This is a genomic window from Streptomyces sp. NPDC047117 (assembly GCF_040643545.1).
GTDB lineage: Bacteria > Actinomycetota > Actinomycetes > Streptomycetales > Streptomycetaceae > Streptomyces.
The window spans coordinates 119327-136509 of sequence record NZ_JBEYUN010000010.1 but is presented as its reverse complement, the minus strand read 5'-3'; the positions used below and the strand labels follow the sequence as shown (position 1 = coordinate 136509).

General features: G+C 73.5%; 19 protein-coding genes. 8 read left to right on the top strand and 11 right to left on the bottom strand.

Translation table 11 applies throughout. From position 1 onward, the window contains the following. Positions 1-96: 96 nt before the first annotated feature. Complete coding sequence (fxsA, locus tag ABZ840_RS20965; RefSeq protein ID WP_361561566.1) at positions 97-663, top strand: FxsA family membrane protein; 567 nt, start codon at positions 97-99, stop codon at positions 661-663. A 134-nt stretch (positions 664-797) separates the two neighbouring features. On the opposite strand, the gene ABZ840_RS20960 is transcribed toward fxsA, so the two are convergent. The 4 genes from ABZ840_RS20960 to ABZ840_RS20945 all read right to left on the bottom strand — a co-directional run bounded on the left by ABZ840_RS20960 (position 798) and on the right by ABZ840_RS20945 (position 4480). Then, entirely contained in the window at positions 798-1175 is a 378-nt protein-coding gene (locus ABZ840_RS20960) for an RNA polymerase-binding protein RbpA (protein ID WP_103835566.1), read from the bottom strand. Between the two features lie 256 nt (positions 1176-1431). Beyond that, a complete protein-coding gene (locus ABZ840_RS20955) occupies positions 1432-2784 on the bottom strand; it encodes an MFS transporter (protein WP_361561723.1) in 1353 nt (450 codons plus the stop codon). A 68-nt stretch (positions 2785-2852) separates the two neighbouring features. Next, positions 2853-3653 carry a glycerophosphodiester phosphodiesterase family protein gene (locus ABZ840_RS20950; RefSeq protein ID WP_361561565.1) on the bottom strand — a complete coding sequence of 267 codons (801 nt, stop codon included), beginning with the start codon at positions 3651-3653 and terminating at the stop codon, positions 2853-2855. Between the two features lie 158 nt (positions 3654-3811). Further along, positions 3812-4480, bottom strand: coding sequence for a hypothetical protein (locus ABZ840_RS20945; protein WP_361561722.1), 669 nt, complete (start codon positions 4478-4480; stop codon positions 3812-3814). Between the two features lie 208 nt (positions 4481-4688). Between ABZ840_RS20945 and ABZ840_RS20940 the strand changes: the two genes are divergently transcribed. Continuing rightward, positions 4689-6194 (top strand): PLP-dependent aminotransferase family protein, encoded by a 1506-nt coding sequence (locus tag ABZ840_RS20940; protein WP_361561564.1) that lies wholly within the window; start codon positions 4689-4691, stop codon positions 6192-6194. Between the two features lie 169 nt (positions 6195-6363). On the opposite strand, the gene ABZ840_RS20935 is transcribed toward ABZ840_RS20940, so the two are convergent. Then, on the bottom strand, positions 6364-7968 hold the full coding sequence (locus ABZ840_RS20935; protein ID WP_361561563.1) for a hypothetical protein: 1605 nt from the start codon (positions 7966-7968) through the stop codon (positions 6364-6366). 49 nt (positions 7969-8017) lie between these two features. Then, the gene (locus ABZ840_RS20930) at positions 8018-8212 is read right to left on the bottom strand and encodes a hypothetical protein (protein ID WP_103835563.1); all 195 of its coding nucleotides are present in this window, start codon (positions 8210-8212) and stop codon (positions 8018-8020) included. 218 nt (positions 8213-8430) lie between these two features. Here ABZ840_RS20930 and ABZ840_RS20925 point away from each other — a divergent pair, with 218 nt between their 5' ends. After that, the gene (locus tag ABZ840_RS20925) at positions 8431-8604 is read left to right on the top strand and encodes a hypothetical protein (RefSeq protein ID WP_361561562.1); all 174 of its coding nucleotides are present in this window, start codon (positions 8431-8433) and stop codon (positions 8602-8604) included. An 18-nt stretch (positions 8605-8622) separates the two neighbouring features. Here the strand turns inward: ABZ840_RS20925 and ABZ840_RS20920 are convergent, their stop codons facing one another. Both ABZ840_RS20920 and ABZ840_RS20915 read right to left on the bottom strand, forming a co-directional pair. Beyond that, positions 8623-9252 carry a histidine phosphatase family protein gene (locus tag ABZ840_RS20920; RefSeq protein ID WP_361561561.1) on the bottom strand — a complete coding sequence of 210 codons (630 nt, stop codon included), beginning with the start codon at positions 9250-9252 and terminating at the stop codon, positions 8623-8625. A 145-nt stretch (positions 9253-9397) separates the two neighbouring features. Continuing rightward, positions 9398-9919 (bottom strand): DinB family protein, encoded by a 522-nt coding sequence (locus tag ABZ840_RS20915; RefSeq protein WP_361561560.1) that lies wholly within the window; start codon positions 9917-9919, stop codon positions 9398-9400. Positions 9920-10132: 213 nt separating this feature from the next. Between ABZ840_RS20915 and ABZ840_RS20910 the strand changes: the two genes are divergently transcribed. From ABZ840_RS20910 to ABZ840_RS20900, 3 genes are all read left to right on the top strand, one after another. Continuing rightward, positions 10133-11443, top strand: a complete 1311-nt coding sequence (locus tag ABZ840_RS20910; RefSeq protein WP_361561559.1) for an MFS transporter — start codon at positions 10133-10135, stop codon at positions 11441-11443. A 124-nt stretch (positions 11444-11567) separates the two neighbouring features. Continuing rightward, the gene (locus ABZ840_RS20905; protein WP_361561558.1) at positions 11568-12263 is read left to right on the top strand and encodes a type 1 glutamine amidotransferase domain-containing protein; all 696 of its coding nucleotides are present in this window, start codon (positions 11568-11570) and stop codon (positions 12261-12263) included. Between the two features lie 142 nt (positions 12264-12405). Continuing rightward, complete coding sequence (locus ABZ840_RS20900; protein ID WP_361561557.1) at positions 12406-13773, top strand: aldehyde dehydrogenase family protein; 1368 nt, start codon at positions 12406-12408, stop codon at positions 13771-13773. 9 nt (positions 13774-13782) lie between these two features. On the opposite strand, the gene ABZ840_RS20895 is transcribed toward ABZ840_RS20900, so the two are convergent. Both ABZ840_RS20895 and ABZ840_RS20890 read right to left on the bottom strand, forming a co-directional pair. Beyond that, on the bottom strand, positions 13783-14631 hold the full coding sequence (locus ABZ840_RS20895; RefSeq protein ID WP_361561556.1) for an NmrA family NAD(P)-binding protein: 849 nt from the start codon (positions 14629-14631) through the stop codon (positions 13783-13785). Then, entirely contained in the window at positions 14628-15056 is a 429-nt protein-coding gene (locus tag ABZ840_RS20890) for a nuclear transport factor 2 family protein (RefSeq protein WP_361561555.1), read from the bottom strand. The genes ABZ840_RS20895 and ABZ840_RS20890 overlap by 4 nt, the downstream gene beginning before the upstream one ends. 89 nt (positions 15057-15145) lie before the next feature. Between ABZ840_RS20890 and ABZ840_RS20885 the strand changes: the two genes are divergently transcribed. Beyond that, positions 15146-15736, top strand: a complete 591-nt coding sequence (locus ABZ840_RS20885; RefSeq protein ID WP_361561554.1) for a TetR family transcriptional regulator — start codon at positions 15146-15148, stop codon at positions 15734-15736. A 35-nt stretch (positions 15737-15771) separates the two neighbouring features. Continuing rightward, the gene (locus ABZ840_RS20880) at positions 15772-16335 is read left to right on the top strand and encodes a GNAT family protein (protein ID WP_361561553.1); all 564 of its coding nucleotides are present in this window, start codon (positions 15772-15774) and stop codon (positions 16333-16335) included. Between the two features lie 15 nt (positions 16336-16350). On the opposite strand, the gene ABZ840_RS20875 is transcribed toward ABZ840_RS20880, so the two are convergent. Then, a complete protein-coding gene (locus ABZ840_RS20875; RefSeq protein WP_361561552.1) occupies positions 16351-17091 on the bottom strand; it encodes a GntR family transcriptional regulator in 741 nt (246 codons plus the stop codon). Positions 17092-17183: the final 92 nt, after the last annotated feature.

The following is a 17183-nucleotide window of genomic DNA, read 5'->3' as shown; positions in this document are numbered from 1 at the left end:
GGGAGGGGCCCTGCCCAGGACTCTCGGGGAGCTGGAAGGCCCCGCCCACCGTCAGCCCCCCGTCGCGTACGCCGCCCGGCCAGGCACACTTGAGTCATGACGTCCGCCACCACGCCACCGCATTCCCGTCCGCCGCAGCGCTCCCGCGCCCGCCGTCTGGTGCCGATCGGCATCGCCGTATGGGCCGTCCTGGAGATCTGGCTGCTCTCGCTGGTCGGTCAGGCCGCGGGCGGACTGACGGTCTTTCTCCTGCTGGTGGCAGGGGTGGTGATCGGCGGGTACGTCATCAAGCGGGCCGGTCGGCGCGCCTGGAAGAACCTGACCGAGGCGTTCCAGCAGCCCGGCGCCGACCCGCAGAAGGCCGCGCCCGAGCGGAGCGGCGGCAACGTCCTGCCGATGCTCGGCGGCCTGCTGCTGATGTGCCCTGGGCTGATCTCGGACGTCGCGGGGCTGCTGTGCCTCTTCCCGCCCACCCGCAAGCTGCTTCAGCGGCGCGTGGAGCGGCTGCTGGAGCGGCAGACCCGCCATACCCCGGGCTCGTTCGGCGACGCCTTCCAGCAGGCACGCATGCACGCTCCGGACGGCAAGGTCGTCCAGGGCGAGGTGATCCGCGACGACGAGCCGCCGGCCGCGCCGCGCCAGGACCCGCCGCTGCCCCGCTGAGGGGCGCGGCGCCCCCAGGACCCGGGGGTCGGCCCGCGGCTCACAGCCGGCGGGAACGGCCCCGGGGCAGAAATGACATGAGGGCCGGGACCCCTGCCGAAGCAGGGGTCCCGGCCCTCATGCGTAGTCCGCCGTCAGGCGGACTTCTTGTTGGTGTCGCGCGGATGCACGGCGATGTTCATGGTGCCGGAGCGCAGGACGGCCAGCCGTTCGGCCAGCACCTCCTCCAGCTCCTCGCGGGTACGCCGCTCCATGAGCATGTCCCAGTGCGTACGCGCGGGCTTGCCCTTCTTCTCCTCAGGGCCATCGCCATCCACCAGGAGTGCTTGAGCGCCGCAAACCTTGCACTCCCACTCCGACGGAATCTCGGCCTCTACCGAGAAGGGCATCTCAAAACGATGGCCCTTCTCGCATGCGTACTCCACCGCCTGGCGCGGTGCCAGGTCGATGCCGCGGTCGGTCTCGTAGCTGGTCACCACGAGTCGCGTGCCGCGAAGAGCTCGCTCACTCATGAATCGTGCCTCCCGGGCTTGTCGCCCACAGGACAGGTGTCGCTGTCGTCGTCATCCGGTCAACGTCCGGTCGGCGGTGAAGATTCCCGTAACCCGCACATGCGTCGCCCGTCGTGCCGCCCCTTGTTGTACCCACCAACGCCCGGTTTGTCACATCTGGCAGCAGATGTCACCCGCCGCTGTCCGAGGTTCAGCGCGCAGTAACGGTCCGCCTGGTGAGCCAAAGGCGTACACTACCGCCCCGCGCCCCGCTTGCCTAAATCAGGTCCGGTGCGCGATTCCCCGCGGCGATCACGGCACGCCGCACCGGCACGCGGCTGAGCAGGACGAATCCGATCACAAAGAACGCCGCCAGCGAGACGATCGCGTCCCGGTAGCTGCCCGTCACTTGGTACGCGACCCCGAAGACCAGCGGCCCCAGCCAGCTCACGCCCCGGTCGCTGATCTCGTAAGCGGCGAAGTATTCGGCCTCTTTTCCGCGCGGTATCAGGTGCGAGTACAGCGACCGCGAGAGCGCCTGGCTGCCGCCCAGCACCAGCCCGATGGCCACGGCCAGGCAGAAGAACCACACGGGCGCGTGCGCGGGGAGGAAGTACCCCGCCACGATCACGGCCGTCCATGCCACCAGCGATCCGAGAATCGTCCGTTTGGCGCCGTACCGCCGGGCCAGTCGGCCCATCAGTACCGCGCCGGCCGCCGCCAGCGCCTGCACCAGCAGGACCGCGACGATCAGCGTCGTCTGGTCCAGGCCCAGTTCCTCCGAGCCGAACACCGACGCCTGGGTGATCACCGTCTGCACGCCGTCGTTGTACACCAGGTACGCCAGCAGGAAGCTCAGGGTCAGCGGATGCCGCCGCAGGTCGCGCAGTGTCTCCCGCAGCTGCCGCAGACCGCCGCCCGGGGCCGGGGCCGTCGCGGCGCGGGCCGGGAACCGGTCCCGGAGCCTCCGCAGCGGCACCACCGTGAAGACCGCCCACCACAGCCCCGCGGAGGCCAGGCAGATCCGTACGGCGCTCCCCTCGGAGAGCCCGAAGGAGGCGTGGCCCGCGTACAGCACGAGGTTGGCCACGAGGACCAGCGCGCCCGCCGCGTACCCGAAGGCCCAGCCCCGGGACGAGACCGCGTCCCGCTCCTCCGGCGCCGCGATCTGGGGCAGGTAGGAGTTGTAGAGCATCATCGACACCACGAACGAGACGTTCGCGATGATCAGCAGGGCCCCGCCGAGCAGGTAGCGGTCGCTGTCCAGGAAGAACATCCCCGTCGTCGCCGCGGCGCCCACGTACGCGCAGCAGCCCAGCAGTGGCTTCTTGCGCCCGCTGCGGTCCGCCGCGGCCGCGGCCAGCGGCATCGCCAGCACGGAGAGCAGCAGGGACGCCGACACCGAGTACGCGTAGAACGATCCGGCCCGTACCGGGATGCCCAGCGGGTGCACAAAGCCGTGCGCGTCCGCCGCCGCCTTGGCCACGGACGTCAGGTACGGCCCGAGGAACACCGTCAGGACGGTCGTCGAGTAGACGCTGTTCGCCCAGTCGTACCAGTACCAGCCGCGCTGCTCGCGCCGTCGGGCCGCGTCGTCCGTCGGCCCGTCCGGTTCCACGGCGATGTCCACACCCACCCGTTCCCCCTTGCGTTCCCGCCACGGCGGGTGGAAACGGTCGCGGTGCGGCATCCCGTAGGTCAGGTCCAGGCGCCCCGCGCGGCCAGTACATCCCGCAGCGTGTCTATGTGATCGGTCATGATGCCATCCACGCCGAGGTCCAGAAGATCCGCCATCCGCCGCGCATCGTTGACCGTCCACACGTGCACCTGGAGGCCGAGCCGGCGCGCGGCCTGGAGGAACAGCCGGTCCACCACCCGGAGGCCCGCGTGCCGCTCCGGTACCTGGACGCACACCGCGCTGCGCCGTACCGCCGCTCCCAGCAGCCGGTCCAGCGGCAGGCTCCGCCCGTAGGAGCGCAGTCGCAGCCCCGCCACCCCGCGGGTGCCCAGCGAGGTGGCCAGCCGGCCGCCGGCCAGCCGTTGCGCCCGCTCCACCCGTCCCTCCGAGAACGAGCCGATGCACACCCGGTCCCACGCCCCCGTACGGCGCAGCAGTGTCAGCAGCGGGCGCAGCGCGGGCTCCGCCTTCACGTCCACGTTCCAGCGCGCCTCGGGGAACTCCTCCAGCAGCTCCTCGAAGAGCGGCAGCGGCTCCCGGCCCGCCACCCTGGCCCGCCGTACCGCGTGCCAGGGCAGTGCGCCGATCCGCCCGCGGGCGTCGGTCACCCGGTCCAGGGTGGCGTCGTGGAACGCCACGAGGCGGCCGTCCGACGTGGCGTGCACGTCGGTCTCCAGATAGCGGTAGCCGCCCGCCACGGCGCGGCGGAAGGCGAGTGCGGTGTTCTCCAGGCCGTCCGCCGCGCCGCCCCGGTGGGCGAAGGCGAGTGGTGCCGGGTGATCGAGGTACGGGTGGCGGGGGCGCGGGAGCAGTGCGGTCACGCGGGCAGTATGGCGGGCGGCCTGTACGGCGGGGGAGCGGGGTCCGGCCACGAAGGCCGCCACGGGAGCCACTCCTGGAGACGCGGCCCCTCCGGAAGACGCCACCCGTCCCGACTGCAAGGCCCTCCCGAAGGCGCGGCCCTCCCGAAGCGCCGCGCTCAGCAACCAGGCCGCGTGGCCGCTTCCGGGGCGGCCGGTCCCGTGGCCGCTTCCGGTGCCGCCGGCTGCTCCTCGGATGTCACTGCCTGCTCCTGGGGCGCTGGTGCCGCGCTTCCCGCAGCGACCACCCGGGACCGTTCCTCCTCCAGCCCCTTGATCGCGAAGACCCGCAGGAAGAGCTGCGCCATCGGGCCGATCGCCAGCGCGTACACGACGGTGCCCACGCCGACCGAACCGCCCAGCACGAAGCCCACCACGAGGACGGTGACCTCGATGCACGTACGGACGAGGCGGATCGGGCGCCCGGTACGCAGATGCAGCCCGGTCATCAGGCCGTCCCGGGGTCCGGGCCCGAAGCGTGCGGAGATGTACAGGCCGGTGGCCGCGCCGTTCAGCGCGACCGCGAGCGCCAGCATCGGGACGCGGACGGCCCACGAGGAGTACGCGGGCACCAGGGCGATCGTGGCGTCCATGACCAGGCCGAGCACGACCACGTTCGAGACCGTGCCCAGCCCGACGCGCTGCCGCAGCGGGATCCAGAGCAGCAGGATCAGCGCCCCGCCGATGATCGTGACGGTGCCGATGCTCACGCCTGTGTGCTCGGAAATGCCCTGGTTCAGCACGCTCCACGGCTCCAGGCCGAGCCCCGCGCGCACCATCAGGCCCATGCTGACGCCATAGGCCGTGAGGCCGACGTACAGCTGGAGCAGCCGCCGCGGCAGATGGCGCCTGCCCGGCCCGGTTTCCGACCCCTTCGCGGACCCCTTCGCAGACAACGGGTTCCCCCTCCTGGCAGAATTGGACTGGAGAAGGTCAGCCTGTGGCGGGCCGATGAGTCGGCACCAGGGCCAATTCGGGAAAGGTGGACTGGTCGAGATGGCGCAGTGGACTTCAGCGGTGGGCGCGACCCAACTCGCCCGCCTGGTGCGGTCGCAGGACGACCGCGCCGCCGCGGCGGCGGTCGGCGGCCGCCGCATCCCCGCCTACCGGACCCTCGCCGACGGTGTGCGTCTCCTGGTGCTGGAGGGCCGCGTCCCCGTGGCCGCCCGGCTGCCCGCCGAGCGTGAGCTGGCCGCCGCGCTGTCGGTCAGCCGGACCACCGTCGCCGCCGCCTACGAAGCGCTGCGCGCGGAGGGCTTCCTGGAGTCCCGGCGCGGCTCGGGCAGCTGGACCGCCGTTCCGGCCGGCAATCCGCTGCCCACTCGGGGCCTCGAACCGCTGCCCCCGGAGGCCGCGGGCTCGATGATCGATCTGGGCTGTGCCGCGCTGCCCGCGCCCGAGCCCTGGCTCACCCGTGCCGTGCAGGGCGCCATGGCGGAGCTGCCGCTCTACGCCCACACGCACGGCGACTACCCGGCCGGGCTGCCCGCGCTGCGCCAGGCCCTCGCCGACCGGTACACCGCGCGCGGCATCCCGACCATGCCCGAGCAGATCATGGTCACCACCGGCGCGATGGGCGCCGTGGCCGCGATCTGCCGCCTGATCACCCGCCCCGGGGAGCGGGTGGCCGTCGACTCGCCCTCGTACGCCAACATCCTCCAGCTGATGCGGGACGCCGGGGCCCGGCTGGTCCCGGTCGCGCTGGCCGAGGGGCTGGGCGGCTGGGACATTCCGGCCTGGCGCCAGGTGCTGCGGGACGCCGCGCCCCGTATGGCGTACGTCGTCGCCGACTTCCACAACCCCACGGGGTCGCTCGCCACGGAGGAGCAGCGGCGCGGGCTGGTCGCCGCGGCCCGTTCGGCGGGCACGGTCCTGGTCGTCGACGAGACGATGACCGAGCTGTGCCTCGACCCCGATGTCGAAGTGCCGTCGGCGCTCTGTTCGTTCGATCCGTCCGGCAGCTCGGTGATCACGGTCGGCTCGGCGAGCAAGGCGTTCTGGGCCGGCATGCGCATCGGATGGGTGCGTGCCGCGCCCGACATCATCCGCAGCCTGGTCGCGGCCCGTGCCTACGCGGACCTCGGCTCGCCGGTCCTCGAACAGCTCGCGATCGTCTCGCTGCTGGAGGGCGGCGGCTGGGAGGAGGCGGTCGAGATCCGCCGGGAGCAGGCGCGCGAGAACCGTGGCGCGATCGTCGAAGCGGTCCGGCGCCACCTGCCCGACTGGGAGTTCAGCGTCCCCCACGGCGGCCTGACCCTGTGGGCGCGTACGGGTGGACTGTCCGGCTCGCGCATCGCGGAGGCGGGGGAGCGGCTGGGCGTACGTGTCCCGTCGGGGCCGCGCTTCGGTGTGGACGGCGCCTTCGAGGGCTTCGTGCGGCTGCCGTTCACCGTCAGCGGCGCGGTGGCCGACCAGGCCGCCGCCCGGCTGGCCGGCGCCGCCCACCTCGTGGCCACGGGCCAGTCCCTCGATGCCGAGCCGGTGCACTCCTTCGTGGCCTGAGGCTGTCGGCCCTCGATCGGTGCGCTCCTTCGTGGCCTGAGTCTGTCGGCCCCGACCGGTGCGCTCCTCCGTGGCCTGAGGTTCCCGGTCCCCGAAAGGGTCCGGGCGGCCACCGGTGGAGCGCGTCACCGGTGGCCGCCCGGAGGCGGGGTGCCCCTGGGGGCAGCGGCTATACCGCCTCCGAGGCGGTGCCGCTCCGGTACCCGAATCCGAAGTCCGGGTCGGCGGGCGGGTCGGCGGCCGCGGGGACGGAGCCGAGCTGCGCCGAGCGCTCCGGCAGCAGTGCCAGCACCGCCTGCCGGTGGTATTCACTCGTCGCGTCGTCGAACGGGTCCGGCGTGGCGGGCACTTGGAGGCGGAGCACCGGGCCGGACCCGAGGCGGGCGTAGCCGCGCCCCGGCGGTACCTGGTCGGCGGGCGTGGTCTCCGGGGCGGCGCCGAGGACGGCGCGTACGTCCTCCGGCGAGGTGGGGCCGAGCACGACCCGGGCGCGGGTGTGGGCCCGTACCGGTTCGCTCAGCAGCTCAGCGCCCTCGAACTGTTCGGCGAGGACGATCGTGACGCTCGCCGCGCGTCCGTGGCGCAGCGGGACCTGGAGGAGGCGCTGCGGATCCTCGCGGCCCTCGGCGGCGGCGAGGTGGGTCAGGGTGGCCGGTCGGTCGACGATGATCCACAGCGGCTGGCGGATGTCGTCGGGGACGGGGAGCCCGGCCTGCCGAGCGCGGTTGGCGGCGATCAGCCGCCGCTCCGTCTCGCGGGCCGCCCATTCCAGCGTGGCGAGCGTGCCGCTGAGCCCGCACTCCACGCCGAGTACGCCGGGCCGTCCGAGCAGGAAGGCGTATTCGCCGGTGCCGCTGCCGTCGACGACCAGTACGTCGCCGTGGGCGAGCGCCTGCAGTGCGACGGAGCGCAGCAGGGTCGTGGTGCCGCTGCCGGGGCGGCCGAGGGCCAGCAGGTGGGATTCGGTGGAGCGGGGTCCGGTCCGCCAGACCACCGGCGGCACGTCCCTGGGCTCCGCCTCCTCGGCGGCGCCCGCCACGGGGACGGTGCGCTGGACGGCGCCCGCGTCGGTGAAGCCGAGGACGGTCTCGCCGGGCGCGGTCACGAACCGCTGCGCGGCGATGTCGGTCGGCAGCGCGGGCAGCACGCTCAGGACGAGCCGGTTGGCCTCCTGGTCCCACGCGAAGTGGTACTCCCGGCCCCGCCCGGACTTGGCGAGCAGTACCTGTTCGATGCGTGCCCGGGACGGGGCCTCGGCATCGGTGAAGTACACCGGGTACTTCAGGAGGAGCCGGGACAGCCGCCCATCCTCGTCGAACTCGTACTCGGTGAAGGCGGCGGTCCAGTCGCCGTCGTGCACGTAGAGCGGGTTCGGGTCGCCCTCGAAGCTGAGGTACGGCACCAGCGCCTCGTACAGGGAGCGCAGCCGGCCGGTCTCCGCCTCACTGGGGCCGGTGTCCGCCGGTGTCCGCTCGCGGCCCGCCCAGGCCGCCGCGGCCATCAGGGAGATGAGGGCGAGCAGCGGCCCGTACGGCGCGAGGGCGAGCGCGGCCAGGCCCATGGCGGCCATGCACAGCGTCGGGCCACGGCGTTCCCGGGGCGTCGCCGACCACCGCTGCCGGCCGGACCCGACCAGGCGGCGCAGGCCGCGGCCGATGACGAACAGCGGGTGGAACACGTCGGAGGCGCCGTCGGCCGCGGTCCGCGCGAAGTCGCGGCCGCGGGCGAGGGGAACACGGTTGCTCAGGATGCTGGGCAGTGGACGCCGGGGCACGGAAGGTCTCCTGGAGGGTGGTGGCGTGGCGGCTCGCGCGTCACGGCTCTCAGAGGTTCAGCCCGCTGATCAGCCCCGCGAGGCTGGCGCCGCCGGCCTTGATGCCCGGGGCGATGGCGGTCCCCGCGAGGTAGAAGCCGAAGAGCGCGCAGACGAGGGCGTGGGTGACCTTCAGCCCGTCCTTGCGGAAGAAGAGGAAGACAATGACGCCGAGCAGGACAACGCCGGAGACGGACAGGACCATGGGGATGCTCTCCTGGGGTCGTGGGGACGGTCACCGTGAGTTCTTCCAGCCTCACAGTACGTATCAAGCCCAAGAAAGCCGCAAATGGGTGATTTATCGTTGAAACCCCCCATTCGGGGTCCGTCGTAGCGCAGCATGGCCCGGAGTGTGCCTACGGGCGCCGAAGATGCCGTTCGCGCCCCTTGTGCGGTACCTCGGTACGCAGGATCCTGTGCGCCATGGCCGTATCGGTGCCACCGCACTGCTCGAAGTGCTGCCCGGTCGTTCCTGCCCGGCCGGTGCCCAAGCCGCGCCTTCCGGTCGCCGCGTGGGTCGAGTTCGTCCTCCTCATGGTGGCCCTGGCGGCCGCCTGCGCACTGGTCCTCTGGATCGGTGACAGCCTCTTCCCGTGACCGCTCCGGGCGCGGGGCTCAGCGGCCGGACTGCGGTTCCGCGCCGGTCATCTCCAGGTCCGACCAGGTCACGGCCGTCCAGCCGGTGGCGGGCGTGCCCTCCAGGACGACGACCGCGGTGTTCGGGAGCGGGTGCGCGATGGCCCAGTCCGCGTCCAGGTTGCCGGCGCGCGCCGCTGACCAGGTGCGGATCGCCGCGCCGTGGCTGACCACAGCGGCCGCCTCCACGCCGGACGCGGCGATCTCCTCGATCACCGCGTCGTAGCGCGCCAGCATCTCCGTGCCGTTCTCCCCGCCGGGCATCCGCAGCTCCGGCTTGCCCGCAGGCCACGAGAACGCCACGCGCTGGTACTGGTCGTTGGAGGCCGCGTCGCCGCGCATCTCCAGGTCGCCCGCGGTGATCTCGCGGATGCCGTCGCGGACCACCACCTCCAGGCCGCGGGCCTGCGCGAGCGGCGCCGCGGTCAGCTGCGTCCGCACGAGCGTGGAGGCGTAGAGCGCATCGATCTTCTCGTCGGCCAGCCGCTGCGGGAGCGCCGCCGCCTGCTGCTCGCCCAGTTCGGTCAGGCCGGGCCCGGGGGCGGTCGTGTCCAGGAGGTGACCGACGTTGGACGGGGTCTGACCGTGACGGATCAGCAGCAGGCGCATGGGGGAGCTCCGAGGGGGGTGCGGGCGGGTTCCGCACGGCGCCGGCCGTACGGCGCGCCGCCCGTACGGCACGTACGTATATGGGTTATGCAAGCAATTTCAGGCTACCGGACACCGGTACGGGCCCGGCAGCCCCGGCGGGTGCTCACGCGGTGATGCCCGCCGCGCCGTCCGTCTGCTCACGGAGGATGCCCGCGTGCCCGGCGTGCCGGGACGTCTCCTCGATCATGCGGACGTAGATCCAGCGCAGCGAGACCTCACCGAGCTGCGGATGCGGCACGACGTGGTCCAGCGGGAGGCCGGCGGCCACCGCCCGGGACCGCGCGCAGGCCGCGTCGTACGCCGTCACCAACGCGTCGAGGGTCTCCTCGGGCGCCACCTCCCAGCCGCCCGTGTGCCCGCTCTCGGCGGGCGGTTCGCCATCGGTGAGCAGCGCGGGGAACCACTCCCGCTCGACCATGGTCAGGTGCTTGACCAGGCCGGCGAGGGTGGTCTCCGAGGGCACGAGCCGGCGGCGCGCCGCGGCGTCCGCCAGGCCGTCGACCTTCCCCCTGACCGTCGCGCGGTGGAAGTCCAGAAATGCTTCGAGGACCTCGCGCTCGCCGCCGGTACGGACGAGCAGCGGGGCCGGCAGGCCGGCGGTGTCGGTGTGGTGGGACTCTGTCATGCCGTGATCTTCACGCACTTCCGTCAGCGCGGTAAGGGACGAACGGGCACTGCCATGCGCGCCCGGCGGGCGGTATAGGAAACCGGAGGGCAAGAGGAGCGCCGGGGGGCGCGTGAGTGCGCGGGGCGGGAACGGGGGCGTGGCGACGTGAGACCAGCCATGGGCGAGCGGCCGAGACGGACACCGGGCAGGTGGGCGGGGAGCCGCGCCCGGATGCGGCCGCTGGCGGGGCTGCTGGCCGCGGCCGCCGTCTCGCAGGCAGGTACGCGGGTGTCGGCCATCGCGCTGCCCTGGTTCGTCCTGGTCAGCACCGGCAGCGCGGCCCGCACCGGCCTGGTCGCCTTCTGCGAGATGGCGCCGTACGTGCTGATCAAGGCGCTGACCGGGCCGCTGGTCGACCGCGCGGGACCGCGGGTGATCTCCTGGACGACGGACGTGGCCAGCGCCGCGGGGGTCGCCGCGGTACCGGTGCTGCACGCGCTCGGGCTGCTGGACTTCTGGCTGCTGCTCGTCATGGTCGCGGTGATCGGCGGCGCGCGGGGCCCCGGTGACCTGGCCAAGGAGGTCATGATCCCGGAGGCGGCGGCGCGTTCGGAGGTCCCGATCGAGCGGGCCACCGGCCTCCTCGGCGTCGTCGAACGGCTCGCCTCGACGGTCGGCCCCGGTGCGGGCGGCGTCCTGGTCGCCGTGCTCGGACCGCTGACCGGACTCCTCGTCAACGCCGCGACGTTCGCGCTCGGGTCGGTGCTCGTCGGCCTGGCGCTGCCGCGCGGCATGGGCGGTGCCGCGGCGCCGGACCCCGCCGCTAGGGACGACGGCCCCGGGCCGGGCTACTGGCAGCGGTTCGCCGAGGGCTTCGCCTACCTGCGCGGCCAGCCGCTGCTGCTCGTCATCATCGGCACCGTCGGCTTCACCAACTTCCTCGACGCGGCCCGCAATGCCGTGCTGCTGCCGATCTGGGCCAGGGAGACCGGCCACGGACCGTCCGCGATCGGCCTGATGACGGCCGCGACGGGCCTCACGGCGGTGGCCGGCAGCCTGATCGCCGCGGTCGTGGCCCACCGGATGCGCCGCCGACTGGTCTTCTTCACCGGCTTCCTGCTCTCCGGCGCGCCGCGCTTCGTGATCCTGGCGCTGGACGTACCGGTGTGGGCGGTGGTGGCCGTGTACGCGCTCTCCGGCTTCGGCTCCGGCTTCCTCAACCCGATCCTGGGCGCGGTCGTCTGGGAACGGGTCCCGCGCCGGCTGCTCGGCCGGGTCGGCGCCCTCGGCGACTCGCTGTCCTGGGCGGGCATCCCGCTCGGCGGCCTGGTGGCCGGGGCGGCGGTGGGCTGGCTCGGGCTGGTACCGGTCCTGGCGGTGAGCGGCGCCGCATACCTTCTCGCCACCCACCTGGCGGGACTCCGGCGGGAGTGGCGGGAGATGGACCGGGAGTGGAACGGCGCGACCGGCGGGGACAGCGGGGGCGGCGCGGGCCCGGAGGGAACGGCGGGGCCGGGCCCGGATCGGGGGAACCAGGAATAGCCCGCGGACGGCCGGGCACGCGGGCGCCCGAGGCCCGGCGCGCTGGACGGCGCGGACCGGGCACAGCCGTTACGTTCGGGGCAGCGAACACGCCCCGCGGAACCGAAGGAACCGGAGGACCGACATGGCGAAGATCCTTTTCGTGCTGACCGGCGCCGACCACTGGACGCTGAAGGACGGCACCCGGCACCCCACCGGCTTCTGGGGCGAAGAGGTGGTGGCCCCGTACCGGGTCTTCACCGAGCTCGGGCACGAGGTCGTGGTCGCCACGCCCGGCGGCGTGCTGCCGACGCTGGACCCGGCGAGCCTGGCGCCGGACTTCAACGGCGGCCAGGACGGCTCGGACGCGGTCGCCGCCGCGCTGCAGTCGATGGACCCGCTGCGCAGCCCGGTCAAGCTGGAGCAGGTCGACGTGGCGGGCTACGCGGCCGTCTTCTACCCCGGCGGCCACGGCCCGATGGAGGACCTGGCGGTGAACGAGGCCTCGGGCCGGGTGCTCACCGAGACGCTGGCCTCGGGCAAGCCGCTGGGCATCGTCTGCCACGGCCCGGCCGCGCTGCTCGCCACGCGCGGCGCCGACGGCACCTCGCCGTTCGCCGGGTACCGCCTCACCGCCTTCACCAACGCCGAGGAGGCGCAGGCCGGCTTCGCGGACAAGGCGCCGTGGCTGCTCCAGGACCGCCTGGTGGAGCTCGGTGCGGACTTCCGTGAGAGCGAGCCGTGGGCGCCGCACGTCATCGCCGACCGGAACCTCTACACCGGCCAGAACCCGTCCTCGTCGGCACCGCTGGCCACCGAGGTGGCCAAGGCGCTGGGCTGACCGCCGGCCGGCTCCGGCTCCGGGTTCGCTCCGGCCTCGGTGCTGCCTCCGGGCCGGTCCCGACCTCGGCGGAATGAATGCTTCCACTCCGACGCTGTGCCTAACCGATCGCACGCAACACCTCGAACGAATCGAGCACCGCATGACCGGCTCACCCGCCACCACCGCCGAAGCGCCCGCAGCCACCGCTGACGCCGCCGCCGAGGCCCCCGCCGACCTCGTCGCCCGGCTGCGTGCCACCTTCCGCGACGGCCGCACCCGCTCCCTGGAGTGGCGTGCGCAGCAGCTCTGGAAGCTCCGGACGCTGCTCACCGAGCGCCGCGCCGACCTCGCCGCCGCGCTCCACGCGGACCTGGGCAAGAGCGAGGCCGAGGCCTTCGCCGCCGAGGTGGACTTCCCGATCCGGGAGATCGACCACACCCTGGAGCACCTGGAGGAGTGGCTGCGGCCCAGCGCCAAGCCGCTCTCGGCGGAGGGCTTCCCGGCGGGCAGCACGGCGGGCACCCGGTTCGACCCGCTCGGCGTCGTCCTGGTCATCGCCCCCTGGAACTACCCGGCGCAGCTGCTGCTCGTGCCGCTCGCGGGCGCGCTGGCGGCGGGCAACACCGTCGTCGCCAAGCCCAGCGAGCTGGCCCCGGCCACCTCGGCGCTGCTGGCCCGGCTGCTGCCGGAGTACCTCGACAACGACGCGGTCGCCGTCGTCGAGGGCGGGGTGCCGGAGACCACCGCACTGCTCGCGCAGCGGTTCGACCACATCTTCTACACCGGCAACGGCACGGTCGGCCGGATCGTGATGCGGGCCGCCGCCGAGCACCTCACGCCCGTCACCCTCGAACTGGGCGGCAAGTCCCCGGCGTTCGTCGACCGGGACGCGGACGTGACGCGCACGGCGCAGCGGCTGGCCCGCACCAAGTTCCAGAACGCCGGTCAGACCTGTGTCGCGCCCGACTACGTGCTGACCGACCCGGAGACCTCCAAGGCCCTCCAGGCGGCGCTCGCCGAGGCCGTCGAGGGGCTGTACGGCACCGACCCGTCGGCGTCCCCCGCGTACGGCCGGATCATCAACCACCGCCACTTCGACCGGCTCACCGGCCTGCTCGGCTCCGGCCGGACCGTCACCGGCGGCGGCCACGACCGGGAGCAGAAGTACATCGCGCCGACCGTGCTGGCCGACGTCGCCCCCGACTCCCCGGTCATGCAGGAGGAGATCTTCGGCCCGCTGCTGCCTATCGTCGAGGTCGAGGGCCTGGACGAGGCGATCGCGTTCATCAACGACCGCGACAAGCCGCTGGCCCTCTACGGCTTCACCGAGAACGAGACCACCCGTCGCCGGCTGGCCACGGAGACCTCCTCGGGCGGTCTGGGCTTCGGCATGCCGATGGCCCATCTCCGCATCCCCGACCTGCCGTTCGGCGGCGTCGGCGAGAGCGGCATGGGTGCTTACCACGGCCCGCACTCCATCGCCACGTTCAGCCACCGCAAGGCCGTGCTGGACGTCCCGCTGGCCTGAGGCCCCGCGTCACCGGCCGGCTGCCCGCTCCCGCTCGGCGACCTCGCGGAAGCCGTGGGGCGGGCGGCCGGTGACGCGCAGCACGGTGTCGGTGGTGCGGTCCTCGGCGCCCTCGGCGATGGCCCGGTCCAGGCCGGCCAGCAGTGCGGCGAACTCCGGCGGTGCGTACGCCGCGAGCCGCTCGCGCAGGGCCTCGTAGGAGAGCTGACGGTGGGTCACCGGACGGCCGGTGACCTCGGTCATGATCGCGGCGATGTCGTCGTGGCTGAGCGCCTCCGGGCCGGTGAGGACCAGGTCGGTGTCGGGGGAGCGGTCATCGGTCAGCGCGCGCACCGCGACGGCGGCGATGTCGTCGGCGTCCACGAAGCCGACCCGGCCGTTGCCGGTGGCGGTCAGCAGGGTGCCGCTCTCGCGGATGCTGTCGGCGTGGGCGTGCGTACCGGTGAAGTTCTGCATGAACCAGGAGGGCCGCAGCACCGCCCACTGGTCGAACAGGCCGGGCAGTGCCCGGTGCACGGCTCCCGCCGCGGGGCCGCCCTCGGCAATCGCCGAGGAGCTGAGCAGTACGGCGCGGCGGACGCCCGCGGCGCCCGCCTGCCGCAGGAAGGGCAGCATGACCGCGGCCGGATCGGCGTCACCCACGGGCGGCACGAGGTAGAGGCGGTCGACACCGTCGAGGGCGGTGCCGTGCGTGGCCGGGTCGTACCAGTCGAAGCGGACCGGCTCCGCGCCCGGCACCGCGGCCCCGCGGCGCCCGGCCGCCCTGACACGGTGGCCCGCGGCGACCAGCCGCGCGGCGGTGCGGCTTCCGGTGGTGCCGGTGGCGCCGGTCACCAGTGTGGTGCCGGTGGTGGTCATCGGGTGCTCCGGGTGAAGTCGGCGCCGGGTTCGAGGACGGCGAGCGGGTTCCAGTAGTCGCGGTAGGCGGCGAAGCGCCCGCCGCGCACGGTCACGACGGCGATGTACGGCATGTCGAAGGGCCTGCCGGTCTCCACCAGACGGCCCACGCCGCGCATCTCCACCACGACGGTCTCCGGCTCGGTGGTCCGGTGGATCCGCACTTCGGGGAAGTCGTGCAGGTCGATGTGGTCGGGGTAGTGCCGCATGTACGCGGCGATCGCCGCCCTGCCCTCCAGGCGCGCGGGCCACCCGTCCGGCGCGAAGGGGAACTCCAGGACGCCGTCCTCGGCCCACAGGCCGACCCAGGCGGGAATGTCCTTGTCGAGCAGCGGGCGGAGGCTGTGGCGGAACAGCTCCGCCGGTGAGGTGTGCGGTGCGGGCATGGGGGATCCTCTCGTCACCTAGAATACGGACCCGGGGTCCGCTTTTGAAAGATACGGACCCGTGGTCCGCTTTGTAAAGGAGGAGCCGCGTGCCCGACCGCAAGCCCCGCAAGGACGCAGCCCGCAACCGGGCGGCCGTCCTCGCCGCCGCCGACAGCCTCTTCGCCCGCTGCGAGAGCCCCGACGACGTCACCATGGCCCACGTCGCGGCGGCGGCCGGCGTCGGCAAGGGCACGCTCTTCCGCGCCTTCGGCGACCGCGTCGGCCTGATCCGCGCGCTCTACGCGGCCCGGCTCGAACCGGTCGAGGAAGCGGTGGAGGCGGGACCGCCGCCCCTGGGCCCGGCCGCCCCGCCCCGGGAGCGCGTCCCCGCCCTGCTCGACGCCCTGCTGTGCTTCAAGCTCGACAACCGCCACCTCGCGCTCGCCCTGGAGGGCACCGGCAGCGACAGCCCGTACGCGGCGGCCCACTACGCGCGCTGGCACGGCCTGCTCCGGGCCGTACTGGAACAGCTCCCCGGCCTCCCCGACGCCGACTTCACCGCCCACGCGCTGCTCGCCGCCGTCCGCGCCGACCTCGTCGAGCACCTGGCCGGAGCCGAGGGCGTACCGCGCGACACCCTGCGGGCGCGGCTGGCGGACTTCACCGCCCGGGTCCTCGGGGATTCCGTGCCGGGGTAACAGGCCCGGCGGGCGCCGGAGTTACTGTGACGGGCATGGGGAACGAGACATGCGTGCTGCCGGGTGGCATCGAGATGCGCCCGGCCGACGCCGGCGACGTCGACGCGCTGCTCGCGGCGTATCTGCACAACCGCGAGCATCTGCGGCCGTGGGATCCGTGGCGGGACGAGGGCTTCTACACCGTCGAGGGGCAACGGGACCGCCTGGCGGTGCAGTTGGCGGAGCGCGAGGTCGGTCGGACGATGCCCTGGGTGCTCACCGACGGCTCCCGGCTCGCCGGCACGGTCACCCTGTCCGGGATCGTGCGCGGTCCGCTGAGCAGCGGCAACGTCGGCTACTGGATCGATGTCGACCACACCGGGAAGGGGCTGGCGAGCGCCGCCGTCGAGGCGGTCGCCCGGTACGCCGACGAGGACGCCGGGCTGCACCGGCTCGAAGCGGGGACGCTGTTGCACAACGTCGGTTCCCAGCGCGTCCTGGAGAAGTGCGGCTTCCGGGCCTACGGCGTCGCGCCGCAATTCCTCCACGTCCACGGGGAGTGGCAGGACCACCGGCTCTTCCAGCGGATCCTGAACGACCGGCCGCCCTCCGGGGTCTGACGCCGGGGCCGGGGATCAGCGGCGCAGCCGGACCCGGTAGGAGTACTGCTCGGGCAGGAAGTGACTGGTGGCCAGCTCCACGCGGCGGCCTTCGGAGGTCGTGTAGAGCCGGTCGATGCGCAGCAGCGGGTGGTGCGGCTCGCACGCCAGCTCCTCCGCGACGGCCGCCGGGGCAGGCGCGACCGTGATGGACTGCTCGGCCTCCGTGATGGGCGAGTCCAGCCGGTCGTCCAGCAGGCCGATGATGGTGAAGGTGGAGCGCGCGCCGGTCTCGGTGAGCTGCGCCACGTCCGCCAGCGTCTCGCCGACGTCCGGCGGCAGCCACACCGTCGTATGGCAGAACGGCACGTCGTCGTGGAGCCGGCGGAAGGCGAGGGTGTGCACCACATCGCTGTCCAGCCGCAGCCGCCCGGCCGCGTCGATGTCCACCCGCCGCCGCAGCGGGCCGGTCAGCTGCATGATCGTGTCCAGCGACAGGCCCATCAGATCGTCGACCGAGCCGAACCTGCGGAGGTAACGGCCGTCGCGCGGCGCGGCGAACGTGCCGCGTCCGGGCACCCGGTACACCAGGCCCTCGGCGACCAGGTCGTGGAAGGCGCGGCGCACCGTCTGCCGGCTGACCCGGTACTTCTCGGCCAGCTCCGCCTCGGTCGGCAGCCGCACCCCCTTGGGGTACCGGTCGCCCGCGAGGTCCGTGCGCAGGTCGTCCGCCAGCTGCTGGTACGCGGTCCGTCCACGGGCCGGCTTGTTGGCCATCACATCCTCGTCGCCGTTCGGGTGGGAAGGGACGGCCAGCTTATCGGCCGCGGAACACCCTGGTCACCTGCGGGGACGCCACCCCGGCGGTG

Coding starts and splice junctions, on each gene's coding strand:
- ABZ840_RS20895 (WP_361561556.1), bottom strand. CDS start 14,631: ATGACCACCACCGGCACCACACTGGTGACCGGCGCCACCGGCACCACC.
- ABZ840_RS20920 (WP_361561561.1), bottom strand. CDS start 9,252: ATGCGCCTGCTGCTGATCCGTCACGGTCAGACCCCGTCCAACGTCGGT.
- ABZ840_RS20900 (WP_361561557.1), top strand. CDS start 12,406: ATGACCGGCTCACCCGCCACCACCGCCGAAGCGCCCGCAGCCACCGCT.
- ABZ840_RS20880 (WP_361561553.1), top strand. CDS start 15,772: ATGGGGAACGAGACATGCGTGCTGCCGGGTGGCATCGAGATGCGCCCG.
- ABZ840_RS20875 (WP_361561552.1), bottom strand. CDS start 17,091: ATGGCCAACAAGCCGGCCCGTGGACGGACCGCGTACCAGCAGCTGGCG.
- ABZ840_RS20905 (WP_361561558.1), top strand. CDS start 11,568: ATGGCGAAGATCCTTTTCGTGCTGACCGGCGCCGACCACTGGACGCTG.
- ABZ840_RS20930 (WP_103835563.1), bottom strand. CDS start 8,212: ATGGTCCTGTCCGTCTCCGGCGTTGTCCTGCTCGGCGTCATTGTCTTC.
- ABZ840_RS20915 (WP_361561560.1), bottom strand. CDS start 9,919: ATGACAGAGTCCCACCACACCGACACCGCCGGCCTGCCGGCCCCGCTG.
- ABZ840_RS20890 (WP_361561555.1), bottom strand. CDS start 15,056: ATGCCCGCACCGCACACCTCACCGGCGGAGCTGTTCCGCCACAGCCTC.
- fxsA (WP_361561566.1), top strand. CDS start 97: ATGACGTCCGCCACCACGCCACCGCATTCCCGTCCGCCGCAGCGCTCC.
- ABZ840_RS20945 (WP_361561722.1), bottom strand. CDS start 4,480: ATGGGCCTGATGGTGCGCGCGGGGCTCGGCCTGGAGCCGTGGAGCGTG.
- ABZ840_RS20960 (WP_103835566.1), bottom strand. CDS start 1,175: ATGAGTGAGCGAGCTCTTCGCGGCACGCGACTCGTGGTGACCAGCTAC.
- ABZ840_RS20940 (WP_361561564.1), top strand. CDS start 4,689: ATGGCGCAGTGGACTTCAGCGGTGGGCGCGACCCAACTCGCCCGCCTG.
- ABZ840_RS20925 (WP_361561562.1), top strand. CDS start 8,431: ATGGCCGTATCGGTGCCACCGCACTGCTCGAAGTGCTGCCCGGTCGTT.
- ABZ840_RS20910 (WP_361561559.1), top strand. CDS start 10,133: ATGCGGCCGCTGGCGGGGCTGCTGGCCGCGGCCGCCGTCTCGCAGGCA.